The 12,888-nt window shown below is 39.1% G+C and carries 13 protein-coding genes; 3 read left to right on the top strand and 10 right to left on the bottom strand.

The annotated features are described in order from the left end of the window. Window positions 1–130 precede the first annotated feature (130 nt). On the top strand, window positions 131–529 hold the full coding sequence (locus ABX891_RS05700; RefSeq protein WP_165744229.1) for a flagellar basal body-associated protein FliL: 399 nt from the start codon (window positions 131–133) through the stop codon (window positions 527–529). A 3-nt stretch (window positions 530–532) separates the two neighbouring features. Here ABX891_RS05700 and glpG read toward each other — a convergent pair whose 3' ends face one another. The 6 genes from glpG to ABX891_RS05670 form a co-directional block, all read right to left on the bottom strand. After that, window positions 533–1,351: a rhomboid family intramembrane serine protease GlpG gene (gene glpG, locus ABX891_RS05695; protein WP_354629075.1), complete on the bottom strand. Its 819-nt coding sequence runs from the start codon at window positions 1,349–1,351 to the stop codon at window positions 533–535. Next, complete coding sequence (glpE, locus tag ABX891_RS05690; protein WP_010554397.1) at window positions 1,348–1,665, bottom strand: thiosulfate sulfurtransferase GlpE; 318 nt, start codon at window positions 1,663–1,665, stop codon at window positions 1,348–1,350. Before glpE ends, glpG begins: the two co-directional genes overlap by 4 nt. A gap of 68 nt (window positions 1,666–1,733) precedes the next feature. Then, complete coding sequence (gene tdh, locus ABX891_RS05685; protein WP_024595694.1) at window positions 1,734–2,759, bottom strand: L-threonine 3-dehydrogenase; 1,026 nt, start codon at window positions 2,757–2,759, stop codon at window positions 1,734–1,736. A gap of 50 nt (window positions 2,760–2,809) precedes the next feature. After that, window positions 2,810–4,003, bottom strand: a complete 1,194-nt coding sequence (locus tag ABX891_RS05680; RefSeq protein ID WP_002961055.1) for a glycine C-acetyltransferase — start codon at window positions 4,001–4,003, stop codon at window positions 2,810–2,812. A gap of 159 nt (window positions 4,004–4,162) precedes the next feature. After that, the gene (gmhB, locus tag ABX891_RS05675; protein WP_354629074.1) at window positions 4,163–4,726 is read right to left on the bottom strand and encodes a D-glycero-beta-D-manno-heptose 1,7-bisphosphate 7-phosphatase; all 564 of its coding nucleotides are present in this window, start codon (window positions 4,724–4,726) and stop codon (window positions 4,163–4,165) included. Beyond that, window positions 4,726–5,784 carry a glycosyltransferase family 9 protein gene (locus ABX891_RS05670; RefSeq protein ID WP_354629073.1) on the bottom strand — a complete coding sequence of 353 codons (1,059 nt, stop codon included), beginning with the start codon at window positions 5,782–5,784 and terminating at the stop codon, window positions 4,726–4,728. The genes gmhB and ABX891_RS05670 overlap by 1 nt, the downstream gene beginning before the upstream one ends. A gap of 122 nt (window positions 5,785–5,906) precedes the next feature. On the opposite strand from ABX891_RS05670, the gene ABX891_RS05665 reads away from it, so the two are divergent. Next, window positions 5,907–6,635, top strand: coding sequence for a 3-deoxy-D-manno-octulosonic acid kinase (locus ABX891_RS05665; RefSeq protein ID WP_197099145.1), 729 nt, complete (start codon window positions 5,907–5,909; stop codon window positions 6,633–6,635). A 1-nt stretch (window position 6,636) separates the two neighbouring features. Here the strand turns inward: ABX891_RS05665 and ABX891_RS05660 are convergent, their stop codons facing one another. Together ABX891_RS05660 and ABX891_RS05655 are read right to left on the bottom strand one after the other, a co-directional pair. Next, window positions 6,637–7,722, bottom strand: a complete 1,086-nt coding sequence (locus ABX891_RS05660; RefSeq protein ID WP_354629072.1) for a glycosyltransferase — start codon at window positions 7,720–7,722, stop codon at window positions 6,637–6,639. Then, window positions 7,722–8,792, bottom strand: a complete 1,071-nt coding sequence (locus ABX891_RS05655) for a glycosyltransferase family 1 protein (protein ID WP_354629071.1) — start codon at window positions 8,790–8,792, stop codon at window positions 7,722–7,724. The genes ABX891_RS05660 and ABX891_RS05655 overlap by 1 nt, the downstream gene beginning before the upstream one ends. A 169-nt stretch (window positions 8,793–8,961) precedes the next feature. Here ABX891_RS05655 and ABX891_RS05650 point away from each other — a divergent pair, with 169 nt between their 5' ends. Then, window positions 8,962–10,509, top strand: coding sequence for a capsule assembly Wzi family protein (locus ABX891_RS05650; protein WP_354629070.1), 1,548 nt, complete (start codon window positions 8,962–8,964; stop codon window positions 10,507–10,509). Window positions 10,510–10,768: 259 nt separating this feature from the next. Here the strand turns inward: ABX891_RS05650 and hldE are convergent, their stop codons facing one another. Further along, the gene (gene hldE, locus ABX891_RS05645; protein ID WP_354629069.1) at window positions 10,769–12,208 is read right to left on the bottom strand and encodes a bifunctional D-glycero-beta-D-manno-heptose-7-phosphate kinase/D-glycero-beta-D-manno-heptose 1-phosphate adenylyltransferase HldE; all 1,440 of its coding nucleotides are present in this window, start codon (window positions 12,206–12,208) and stop codon (window positions 10,769–10,771) included. Continuing rightward, the gene (locus ABX891_RS05640) at window positions 12,208–12,798 is read right to left on the bottom strand and encodes an SIS domain-containing protein (protein WP_002961065.1); all 591 of its coding nucleotides are present in this window, start codon (window positions 12,796–12,798) and stop codon (window positions 12,208–12,210) included. Before ABX891_RS05640 ends, hldE begins: the two co-directional genes overlap by 1 nt. Between the last annotated feature and the right edge of the window lie 90 nt (window positions 12,799–12,888).

The raw sequence follows: 12,888 nt of genomic DNA, 5'->3' as shown, positions 1-12,888 counted from the left end.
ACGAGATGATACCATTGCCAAAGCTTTTGAAAAAGTGATGTTTTATAACCATAAATAATTGCTTGGCGCTGTTTATTACCTACTATTAAGTATAAACTATTTGTAACAAGTTTTAAGAAACGCTTTAAATATGAAAAAAATAGTATACGCAGGTCTTTTTACGTTCTTTGTAAGCGTTATAAGCTTTACAGCTCGTGCTGAATCCACAGTTGGTTATTTTGGTTTTGAGCCAGATATAATCACCAACTACATTGGCGCATCAAGTAAAAAAATGGGCTATGTGCGTGTAACTATTGATTTAATGCTTACTGATACTTCTGATATTGCACTGGTTGAACACCACACGCCACTACTTCGTGATGCCCTAGTAGAGATTTTATCTAAAGAACCAGAAGAAAAAATAAAATCACTTACTGGCCGTGAAGAAATACGTGCAAAGTGCGCCGAAAAACTAAAAAGCCTGCTAAAAGAAGAAACAGGACAAGAGATCATCCGTGAAGTCTTGTTCACTAAATATTTATATCATTAGTATTTAACGTTTTGCGTTAAATATTTTGGCGGTATAGGTAAAAGCCATACCGCTAAGTAACCCACCTAAGTGCGCCCAATTAGCCATACCTACAAACAATACATCAGCAAACCCAAGCACTAACCAAATCAACATAAAGCCAACAATAGCCGTACTTACAAGCGCAGGCTTGTTAGGATTTAAAAAGCTATGAATCCAGCAAAAACCAAGTAGCCCATACACCACACCACTCAAGCCGCCAAAATTGGGGCCAACCATTAAGTATTGTGCCCAATTACTTATAAGTGCAGTTACTAAAAACAAACCTATTAGGGTGAGTTGTCCGCATTGTTTTTCGATATTGTCACCAAGCGACATCCACCAAATTAAATTAAACACTATATGCATCGCGCTAAAATGTACGAGGGCGGGCGTTAACCAACTTAAAGGCTGCGTAGGTTTAAACTGCATCATGGTGTAAATGGTCTCAAAACCACCTAGTAAAAAAGCAAAATAAATTATAACGCTTACAATACTTACGGTTTGATTTAACCAGCTAAGCGCTTTAAATCGCGTCATTAGATTAAGTGATTGCCCTTGGTATTTAAGCGGCGATTGTGTGCTACCTACATCCCATGAAGCTTGTTGATAGCGTTCATGGTTAGGGTTTTGTGTAAATTCGGCCCATAAAGGTTGTATTTGATGAAAATGCCCAGGCGCAACACTAATAATGACATTGCTACCATCTGAGGAGCTTAATTGTCCTTGTAAACCTTGGCTTTTTAAATAATCTATAAAGCCCTGTGCGGCGCGCGGGTTATTTAAACTGCCAAGCTCTATCATCGCTCTACTTTCTCGCTGTAAGCAGCTTCCCAAGCTGTAAAGCCGCCATCCATACTGTAAACGTCTTCAAAACCTTGCTCAACTAAGTAGCTAGCTGCGCCTTGTGAGCTCATACCGTGGTAGCAGACAATAATAATTGGCTGATCGAATTCTTTTTCCATCATAAATTGTGCGATATTACCGTTAGAAAGTGCTTCTGAGCCTGGAATGCGACCGGCTTGATACGAATTAGGATCGCGAATATCTGCAATTACCACGTCTTCTTTATCTAAAAGCTCTAACGTTTGCGCTATAGAAATATGTTTAAATGCCATTGAAATCTCTTTAATTAATAGTATAAAAAAGGCGGCTAAAGCCGCCCTTCTTGTAATTTAGTGAGGAACTAATCCCAGTTTAAAATTACTTTACCTGACTGACCTGAAATCATCATATCAAAGCCAGCTTGGAAGTCATCCACAGAATATTGATGTGTAATGATTGGGTTTAAATCTAGGCCAGATTGAATCAAACTTGCCATTTTGTACCACGTTTCGAACATTTCGCGACCGTAAATACCTTTAATCACTAAACCTTTAAAAATAACTTGGTTCCAGTCAACTGCCATATCAGATGGTGGAATACCCAGCATGGCAATTTTACCGCCGTGGTTCATATTATTAAGCATTGAATTAAACGCGCTTGGCACACCTGACATTTCAAGGCCAATATCAAAACCCTCTGTCATACCTAGCTCTTTCATTACATCTTCAAGCTTTTCATTGGCAACGTTTACAGCGCGTGAAGCCCCCATTTTACGTGCTAAATCTAGGCGGTATTCGTTTACGTCGGTAATTACAACGTGGCGAGCACCAACATGTTTTGCAACAGCTGCTGCCATAATACCAATTGGGCCTGCACCAGTGATAAGTACATCTTCGCCAACTAAGTCAAACGATAGTGCGGTATGAACTGCGTTACCAAATGGGTCGAAAATAGAAGCGAGTTCGTCAGAAATATTATCTGGAATTTTAAATGCGTTAAATGCAGGAATAACTAAATATTCGGCAAACGCACCTTCACGGTTTACACCTACACCCGTTGTATTACGGCATAAATGTACACGCCCTGCACGACAATTTCGACAATGCCCACACGTAATATGCCCTTCGCCAGATACGCGGTCGCCAACCTGAAAGCCACGAACTTCTTGGCCCATATCAACGACTTCACCAACATATTCATGGCCAACAACCATAGGCGTTGGAATGGTTTTACTTGCCCATTCGTCCCACTTGTAAATATGTACGTCGGTACCACAAATAGCTGTTTTGCGAATTTTAATCAGTAAGTCGTTATGACCTACTTCTGGCTTTGGTGCATCTGTCATCCAAATGCCCGGTTCTGCTTTTAATTTTGATAATGCTTTCATAATCCACACTCAATTAAAAAACCGAAGCGAGGCTTCGGTTTAAAATAAAATTAAATAACGCCCATTTCTTTACCAATACGGGTAAATGCATCGATAGCTGTATCGAGTTGCTCAATACTATGTGCCGCTGAAATTTGTGTACGAATACGCGCTTGCCCTTTTGGTACTACAGGGAATGAAAAACCGGTTACGTAAATGCCTTCAGCAAGTAATTTATCAGCCATTAACGAGGCTACTTTGGCATCTCCTAGCATTACGGGGATAATTGCATGATCTTTACCTGCACACGTAAAACCAGCAGCTTCCATTTGCTCACGGAAATATTTAGCATTTGACCAAAGTTTAGCGCGAAGCTCGCCGCCATTTTCAAGCATTTCAAGTACTTTAATTGATGCAGTAACAATTGAAGGCGCTAATGAGTTTGAGAACAAGTATGGGCGTGAACGCTGACGTAACCATTCAACAATTTCTTTTTTACCTGATGTATAACCACCTGAAGCACCGCCCAGCGCCTTACCTAATGTACCGGTGATAATATCTACACGGTCTAATACATTACAGTACTCAGGTGTACCCTTACCGTTTTCGCCAACAAAGCCAACTGCGTGAGAGTCATCTACCATTACAAGCGCATCATATTTATCGGCTAAGTCGCATACAGCTTCTAAATTACAAATAACGCCGTCCATAGAAAACACGCCATCGGTAGCAATTAGTTTAGTTTTAGCACCGGCTTCGTCTGCTGCAATAAGTTGCTTCTCAAGATCAGCCATGTCGTTATTTGCATAACGAAAACGTTTAGCTTTACATAAACGTACACCGTCAATAATTGATGCATGATTTAATGAATCAGAAATAATAGCGTCTTCTGCGCCTAAAATAGTTTCGAACAAACCTGTATTTGCGTCAAAACATGAAGAATATAAAATAGTATCTTCTGTTTCTAAAAACGCACTGATTTTTTGCTCTAGTGTTTTATGGATATCTTGCGTGCCACAAATAAAACGAACAGACGCAACACCAAAACCATGATTATTTAAACCGTTTTGCGCCGCTTCAATTAACTCTGGGCTATTAGCTAAACCTAAATAGTTATTAGCACAAAAGTTGATTACTTTACCTGATGCAACTTCGATTTGAGCTTGCTGCTGGGACTTGATAATACGTTCGTTTTTATACAAACCTTCGGTTTTTACGTCTTCAATTTGCTGTTGTAGCTGGCTAAAAAAAGCAGATGCTCTCATCTAGGTTCTCCATATATTTGAACGGGTAAACAACCGCACTTTCGCGGCTGTTTATTATGCGGGGTATTGTAAAAGTTTAATGGGTAAAATGCACGGTTTGCAGTTCGTCGCAAACGCCCTAAGTTGGAAGGAATTCCTGCCAGTTTACAGGCTGTTTATTTATGTGTTTAAAAGTGCAGGTAAACTACTTATAGAATCGATAATTAAATCAGCTTCTTGCTTAGCGCTTTCGTCAAAGCTTTGACCTGAGCGCACTAAAACGCGTGTAGTGATCCCTGCTTTTTTCGCAGCCTGCATATCACTGAGTTTATCGCCCACCATAATACTGCAAGCAGGGTCGATGTTATGCTCTTGTATGCCTTGTAATAACATACCTGGCGCAGGCTTTCTGCAACTGCACTCTTTCAAATATTCAGGGTGCGCTTTTTTAGGGTGATGCGGGCAAAAATACACATCGGTAACTGCAATGCTGTGGGCACTAAACTGGTCTTTCATCCACTCGGTCAGTGCTAAAAAATCAGCTTCGGTGTAATAACCTCGACCAATTCCAGATTGATTAGTGACGATTATGATTTTATAGCCTGCATCATAAAATGTTTTACAAGTACTAAAAACACCGTCAATAAATTCAAATTTATCGCTTTGATACACATAACCATGATCAACATTTACCACGCCATCTCGGTCTAAAAAAAGCGCTTTATTTTTTTGTTGTGCATTCATTACAAAGACTCTTTTTGTACAACATGGTCAAACATCGCTTTTACATCATCAACTGTAATTTGGCTCATTAAATCATCGCCTTTTACGCGTGTACCCCACGGTACTTGCTCAGCCGTTTTACCTGTTTGCTTAAACAAGTTTTGATGATAAACCTCTACCACGTAGTCTTGATATAAATAAGGACCTGTGCGTGCTGGATTTGAATGTGCATATAAACCAATAACCGGCGTACCAACTGTTACTGCCATATGCGCAGGACCCGTATCGGGCGCAAGCACTAAGCTGCCACGCTTTAACACGCACAACAACTCTTTGAGTTTTGTTTTACCTACTAAATTTAAAATAGGCGTGTTGCTGTGCTCAATAACGCTATTTGCTAGGTTAATTTCAAGCTCTGTTGGGCCACCAGTCAATACCACCTTAAAGCCTTGCTCGCTTGCATAATCAGCCAATGTGGCATAACGATCAGCGAGCCAATTACGCTGCGCTTTACTAGCTGCGGGCGATATTACTAATAGTTTATTAGTTAGGTATTCTGATGTTAATAACTCATCTGCAACCGCTTGGTCTTGCTCGGTGTATGGCATGTCCCAACTCGGTTTATAATCAGAAACACCAATGGCTTTTGCAAAACCTTTAAAGCCTTCAAGCACATGCGCCTGGGCTTGTGGGTCTATTCGTTTATTAATAAATAAGCTGTGCAATTCTTTTGAACGTGCCCAATCGAACCCTACTTTTACTTTTGCAGGAATACAACGCGCTACAAACCCAGCCCTTAATGCAACTTGCATATTAAGAAGCACATCAAATTTTTGGTTGTTGAAGCGTTGCTTTAAGCTTTTAAGCGCTGCTTTGCCTTGCTTTTTATCAAATACCACCAGCTCAACACCCGGTAAGTCAGCAAGTAACATGGCTTCTATTTTGCCAATTACCCAAGTGATTTTTGCATTCGGGTGTGCCTTTTGAATAGCTTGTACTGCACTCACACCATGACATACGTCACCAATGGCAGAGAGTCTTAATATACAAATAGATGAATAATTAGGAGCTTGAGTCACACATTCCCTTAGGTATTAAATACAAAAGCCGATCTTAAATTATAATCACGCTATTGCAAGCACTTATCCTGCGCTTTAAAACGCGCTAATATAGACTCATTATTTAGCAATTACACAGAGCTATGTTTAAACAACACGTGCAAGGCAATCACACGCTATTAAGCCACCCTAAATACACAAGCCAAATTACCCTCGATTGGTTTGATGCAAATTATTGGCAACAACAAAATAAAATTGTGGGCGCTAAAAAAGGTCGAGCAACTGCGTGGTTTTTTAAGCAAGACGAATTAACAGCCGTACTTAGGCATTATTGGCGCGGTGGCTTAGTGGGTAAATTGCTAAGCGATCAATATTTATACCCAGGACTTGAACAAACCCGCGTATTTAAAGAGTTTAGCTTAATGAGTAAGCTTATAGAGCTTGGTTTAAACGTACCAACCCCTGTTGCAGCTAAAGTAACCCACAGCGGATTAATTTACCGTGGTGATATTATTACCGAGGCTGTTAAAGGCGCTAAAAGTGTACTCGATATATTAATTGAACGTTCATTGACTGAAGATGAGTTGGAGCGCATTGCTAAAACAATCGCGCTATTTCATTCAAAAGGTGTGTATCACGCCGATTTAAACATTAATAACATATTGTTTGATGATACTGGTGATGTGTATATTATCGACTTTGATAGAGGTGAAATAAGAGCGCCGAACCCACAGTGGCAACAAAGTAATATGGCACGCCTTGAGCGCTCATTTTTAAAAGAGCAAGGTCGAAATGATGTATTTAATTGGCAAGTGAATGACTGGCAAACTCTGCACAGCAACTACCTCAAAACACTCGCTAATATAAGTTAACTTAGTTAGCCAATGCTAAATACTGCAGAGCAACCTGCTCTGCCTGTACTTGTTTTAGAATATCTGCGTTTTCTACATTTGGCTTATCTACTAGCACCTGCTTAACGGCATTGGCTAATGCCTCACTTTGTCCAGCAGGTACTAAATATTTATTTAGCTCGCCTGTTAATATCTCGCTTGGTCCAAATGTACAATTAGTGCTAACTACCGGAGTACCCACCGCTAAAGCCTCAATTAATACCGTTGGCAGTCCTTCAAAATCAGAACTCAAAACTAAAGCTTTGGCATGCTTAATCCAGTTGTACGGGTTTTGTTGAAATCCTGGCACTACTAACTGTTTTTCTATGCCATATTGCTGTGCAAGCTTTAGCGCTTTAGCCGGTTTATTACATAAAAGGACTAGCTTGTATTTTTTATCAAGCTTTGCAAATGCTGCAAATAATATATCGTGGCGTTTTTGTTTGGCGAGTCTTCCTACATGAATTAAGTAAGGCTCATTTGGGATATTGTTATTTTGCTCATTTGCTTGCTGTCTTATTTTTTCAAAATCGAACGGGTTATAAATAGTCGCGATTGCACTTGGATTAATTAAAACCCCTTGTGTTATTTCTTTTTCAACACCCTTTGATACGCAAATAAGTGATTTACCATTTAAGTTTTGCTTACTTTTTTTAAGGTATAAGTATGAAAATGGACCTAACTTTTTTTGACGAGCAAGTTCTGCATTGACGGAGTTATGAATAACAAAGTGAACATTTTTGATATTACTACGTGCAAGTAAATTATTACTTCTATCAAGGTTAGAAAGCACTAGATCAATATTGCCAATCTCGCTTTGTTTTTTTTCAAACCACGCTTCTAATCGCAAAATACTATTTTTTCGCTGCCAGAATCTATCTACTTTAGATGCTCTATCAGGAAAAAGGCTATCAACTTTAACTATATCAGGAATGTCATACTCAGCGTTGCTAGCAAGAGATAAGATAGTGATATTGTGATGTAGTTTCGCCATTTTTTCAGCCAAAGTAAGCATTACTTTTTCAGCTCCTCCCCCCACTAATGAATCTATTACAATAACAACATTCATCAACTTTCCCCTGCAAGCATACTTTTTATACCATTAATTATTACATCATAACTATTTGAATTATCAAGCTGGTTATATTTATCAATAAACTCACTATAAAAAGGCTCGGTAATAACTTGAGCTATGTTTGTAGTGATTTCATCTATATCAAGATTTGTTTTAATTACAACACCTGCATTAACGCAATGATCCAAACGTGTATTTTGATCTTTTGAGATAGCACATGCCACAACAGGGGTTTGAACTGCAATTGCTTGTAGTAGGGTATCGCCGCCACTCAGTAATGCAACTTTAGCTTGATTCATTAATGCTAAAAAATCAGTGTTTTGCAAGCTTGTTAAACAAATTAGCTCATCACTTTTGGGAATGGTTTGATTATAATTTGGACCAAAAACAACAACGCCTTTTAGGCCTGTGAGTTTAGTTATTTTGAGTGCAGCTTCAAAATATACATCAGCGCAGTTTAGGTTGTTTACACTATGGCCGCCTGAACCCGCATTAACAATAAAGTAGCCATTCGGTACTAAATTATAGCGATTTAAAACATCCCGCTTTTGCACACAAGAAGCAAATGCAACAAAAGGCCCAACATTACGAGGATACGCCAAAGAAAACATGTCTAACTTGGTAGTTTCTGTCCATGTAAGTGGTTCAATACAGTAATCAGGTTGAACCACCCAATGTGCATCAATTAAATTTACCCTGTTAAGCTTTAAACCTTTAGCACGTTTTTTAGCATGCTGAGAAATAAATATAACTTTAGCACCTACCTTTTTAGCTGCTTTCATGTGGCCCGCGCGCCCTGCACAATCGAAAATAACGACATCAGGTTTAAATTGCGTTATAAAATCGCAAACTGAATCTAGCTCTTTAGTCGCTGAGTGTTCAAGCAATGTGGCTTCAAAAGGACACTTTTTTGCGTAGCTTGTATGCTTGTTTAGTATAAAATGAATATGGAGAGAATCAGCAACTTCTGCCTGTAAACTTTGAGCTAACAACAACGAGCGCATATACTCACCAATGCCTTCTGGCGATGATACTGGAATAAATAAAAGTCGTTTGTTGCTCATTGCATTCTCAATTTCCTATTTGAGCAGTAGTATACCAATCAGATACTTCATGCGATAGACAGGTTACATTTTTATGCATTAAATTAACGCCAAAAAATTGATTATTTACTGCATTCCACCGCTTTGATTGATAAACTTAGCCACAATATAAATCACAAGGATCTGAACTTTGCGAAACAGAATTTTTCTTCTCTCTACTCTTTTCTGCGCAGTAAGCGCATCAGTAAATGCTGAACCCTGGGTAAAGCCTGATGATTACGGGTTAAGAGCTGATATTCAACAATTAGCTGATGCGGGTGTTATTTTGGCGCCTGTAACCACCTACCCGCTTATGTGGAAGAGTTTTATAAGTGATGTTGAAAGCATACCGCTGGAGCAATTATCTCCAAGTTTACAGGATGCTTTATTACGCGTTAAACACCGTTATAAATCAGAGAATAGTAGTTCGCATAGCGTTCAATTTTCAGCATTTGCAGCGACAGATCCTATTGTAGCAACGAGCTTTGGTGCAACTGATACTCAAGAGACCGAGCTTTCTGCTGCTTATTCCTATTTAGGTGATAACTTTGCGGCTAAAATAGCTGTAAATTATCGTAAAGATGGTAAAAAATGTTTAGTTGATGGGAAAACGACTGACGATATAGCCACTGATGTGCAAGCTTTAACTGATTGTAACGATACCTCATTTGATGACAGCTACTTAGCATATCGCTTAGGTAACTGGATTTTTAGAGCGGGTGCTGTTGAACAATTTTGGGGCCCAAGTGTTGATAACAGCTTAATTATGTCTGGTAATGCAAAACCTTTACCTGCGCTTAGTGTTACTCGAGAAAAAAGTACCGCTTTTGAAACACCATGGTTAAGCTGGATCGGCCAATGGGGCTTTACTGCACAAATGGCAAAGCTTGAATCAACGCGTGTTGTTCCTGATGCTTTACTTTGGAGCAGCAGATTAAACATTCGTCCAATGCAACAATTAGAAATTGCCGTGAGTTGGTCTGCTCAATGGGCTGGCGAAGGTCAACCAAGCTCTGCAGGAGACTTTATTGATGTTATCACTGGGCAAACGGCATGTATTGATGGCACTGATAATTGCGATAGCCAATTAGAGTCAAAAATTGGTAATCAGCTAGCGGGTATTGACGTTCGTTGGTCAGATACACTTTTTAATCAACCTTATGCTGTATATGCCAGTACGATTGGCGAAGATGCTAGTTCACAGTTTAAGCCAGCCGATAGAGCTTATTTATTTGGTGTGCAAACGACACAACGAATATACGATCAAAATATATTAGTAAATGTTGAATATATAGATACAGGTGTTTCATGTTCAGCAGAGTCTACAAATGAAAATTGCTACTATGAGCACTCAGATTACAAATCTGGTTATCGCTACCACGGCCGTACAATTGGTTCAACTTATGATAATGATGCACAATCAGTTGTTCTAACTTTATTAGGCCAACTGTCAAATGGTAATGATTGGCAGGTAAAACTGCGCAGTGTTGATTATAATAGTGACAATCGCGATCGTTATCCTAACAATCCTGACTTAGGAAACACCATCACTAAAACTGGGTTTAACTCTAAACAGCTAGAAGTACGTTACAGAATGCTTTCTATGGGGGGGCGCGTCACTTTAGGTGCATTTGCATCAAACAATGACGGTGCTGAAAACGATACTTCTGCATTTGCTAAGTATGAATATAATTTTTAATACGTTACTTTTAATAAAGTAACGTATTAAAAATTAAAAAAAGGGATGAAAACACTGTTCTCATCCCTTTTCTGTTTGTTTAATAAGTTAAATCAGTAGTTATACCAACCTGCATAAATCTTTGATCAATTTAACGAATTAAATTGCATTATAACGTCGTTAAAAATTTTTATTTAGAACACTAGATACAAAAATTTTTGCCTAGTTCTAGCGTAATTTTCTTAACGTTAAATAGACCCCATATATAAGCAGATTGGTATTACTCTTTTATTTTACTAATCACTTTTGATGTTGAACACCCATCTAAAAATTCAAGCACTTCAACTTTTCCGCCATGGCGAAGTACATGCTCAGCACCCGCTATTTGATCTACAGTGTAGTCGCCACCTTTAACTAAAATATCAGGACTTATTTGCTCAATTAATTTAGCGGGAGTATCGTTTTCATCTAAACTTCCAAACGGAATAACCCAATCAACTGATGAAAGTGCGCTAAGTACCATCGCACGCTCATCTAGCGGGTTAATAGGGCGTTCTGCCCCTTTTAAACGCGTAATTGATTCATCATTATTTAATCCAACAACGAGTCTATCGCCTCGTGCTTTAGCTTGCGCTAAATAACGTACATGCCCAGCATGCAAAATATCAAAACAGCCATTAGTGAATACAATGGTTTCGCCGTTTTGTTTTGCAAATTCAATATGCTGAAGTACATCATCAAATGGTGTTTGGTAATGCTCACCCGTAGTATGTAAATACTGACCAAGCTTGCGGCTTAGCTCTTCTGGCGAGACAGTTGCAGCCCCAAACTTACTCACAACGATACCTGCGGCTAAATTAGCAATTTCGACAGCATCTTTAGATTCCATGCCCGCGCCAAGCATAACCGCGAGTGTAGCTATAACCGTATCACCGGCCCCGGTTACATCGCTTACTTCAAGCTCTTGCGCTGCAAAATCAAATTTTTCATCTGCACTAATAAGCGACATACCTTGCTCAGAACGCGTAAGCAACATAGCTTTAATGCCATTTTTGCTAATTAAATCACGCGCACTTGCGGCTAAAGCCTCTTCTGAATCGGTTTGACCACCCGCTAACTTAAACTCATGTAAGTTAGGTGTAATGTAATCAGCACCTTCGTATAAGTGTAAGTCTGGCGATTTAGGGTCGATTAAAACCGTTTTTCCGGCGCCCTTCGCAAGGCTTACCATTTCTTTAATTAAACTCAAAGATCCTTTGCTGTAATCAGAAAACACAATAAAGTCGTATTCATCAAGTACAAGCTCTAAGCGGTTTAATAAAAGCTGGCTGTGTTGCTCAGTAAACGTTTCTTCTAAATCAAGACGAACCAGTTGTTGATGGCGGCTAATAACACGCATTTTTGAAATAGTCGGTAAATCACATACACTGACTAATTGTGAGCTTATTTTTTCACCTTTTAAGATGGTCTCTAAAATCTGCCCGCTTTCGTCCTCACCAATTAAACCCAATAAGCCAACTTTTGCATCTAACCGCGCTATATTTTTTGCAACGTTAGCTGCGCCACCGGCTTTGTCTTCAAATTTACTTACTTTAACAACCGGTACTGGTGCTTCTGGCGAAATGCGACCTGTATCACCATACCAATAGCGGTCTAGCATTACATCGCCAACAACTAATATTCGTGCCGCTGATAAGTTTTTTAATAACGATAAATCCATTACTGCTGCTCCGCAACAACCATATCCATGGCTTCACATAACCAGTGACCTATAAACATGTGAGCTTCTTGAATACGTGCTGTTTCGTCATTTTTTATAATAATAGGTAACTTAGCAATATCTTTTACTTTACCGCCATCACGCCCAGTTAATGCCACTGTAAAAGCGCCTAGTTTATTTGCAGCCTCTAATGCTAAATTAATATTGTTACTAGTACCTGATGTAGTTAAACCAATTACTAAATCTTCTGGCTTACATAACGCTTGAACTTGGCGCTCAAACACCGTATCAAAGTGATAGTCGTTGCTGTGCGCTGTTAAAATTGAGGTGTCGGTGGTCAATGCCATTGAAGCAAGCGGACCACGTTCTAATTTATAACGCACTACAAATTCTGCTGCTAAATGCTGTGCATCTGCTGCACTACCACCGTTACCAAACCAAACAATCTTGCCACCAGCTTGTAATGCACTATGGCATGCTTCTAACAATTGCATAGATTCTTGATGATAAGCCTCCATCGTTTCAAATAATGCCTGATGACGGTTTAATGTTTCAACGTAGCTAGTTGCCACTGAATCGATAATTGACATGAAAAAATTCCTCTTGGAACTGAAATGGCAGGAAAAATTAAATTCATTATTCCATAATTTTATTTAATTGTGTGTATTTTATCGGGTTAT

The sequence above is a fragment of the Pseudoalteromonas sp. NCIMB 1079 genome (genome assembly GCF_040567695.1).
GTDB lineage: Bacteria > Pseudomonadota > Gammaproteobacteria > Enterobacterales > Alteromonadaceae > Pseudoalteromonas > Pseudoalteromonas distincta.
Note: the sequence above shows the minus strand (reverse complement) of the source record. Positions and strands in the feature narration are given on the sequence as shown.

What these genes read in the sequence shown, in the direction of transcription:
- ABX891_RS05700 (WP_165744229.1), top strand. Translation starts at nt 131, where the DNA reads ATGAAAAAAATAGTATACGCAGGTCTTTTTACGTTCTTTGTAAGCGTT.
- glpG (WP_354629075.1), bottom strand. Translation starts at nt 1,351, where the DNA reads ATGATAGAGCTTGGCAGTTTAAATAACCCGCGCGCCGCACAGGGCTTT.
- glpE (WP_010554397.1), bottom strand. Translation starts at nt 1,665, where the DNA reads ATGGCATTTAAACATATTTCTATAGCGCAAACGTTAGAGCTTTTAGAT.
- tdh (WP_024595694.1), bottom strand. Translation starts at nt 2,759, where the DNA reads ATGAAAGCATTATCAAAATTAAAAGCAGAACCGGGCATTTGGATGACA.
- ABX891_RS05680 (WP_002961055.1), bottom strand. Translation starts at nt 4,003, where the DNA reads ATGAGAGCATCTGCTTTTTTTAGCCAGCTACAACAGCAAATTGAAGAC.
- gmhB (WP_354629074.1), bottom strand. Translation starts at nt 4,726, where the DNA reads ATGAATGCACAACAAAAAAATAAAGCGCTTTTTTTAGACCGAGATGGC.
- ABX891_RS05665 (WP_197099145.1), top strand. Translation starts at nt 5,907, where the DNA reads ATGTTTAAACAACACGTGCAAGGCAATCACACGCTATTAAGCCACCCT.
- ABX891_RS05660 (WP_354629072.1), bottom strand. Translation starts at nt 7,722, where the DNA reads ATGAATGTTGTTATTGTAATAGATTCATTAGTGGGGGGAGGAGCTGAA.
- ABX891_RS05655 (WP_354629071.1), bottom strand. Translation starts at nt 8,792, where the DNA reads ATGAGCAACAAACGACTTTTATTTATTCCAGTATCATCGCCAGAAGGC.
- hldE (WP_354629069.1), bottom strand. Translation starts at nt 12,208, where the DNA reads ATGGATTTATCGTTATTAAAAAACTTATCAGCGGCACGAATATTAGTT.
- ABX891_RS05640 (WP_002961065.1), bottom strand. Translation starts at nt 12,798, where the DNA reads ATGTCAATTATCGATTCAGTGGCAACTAGCTACGTTGAAACATTAAAC.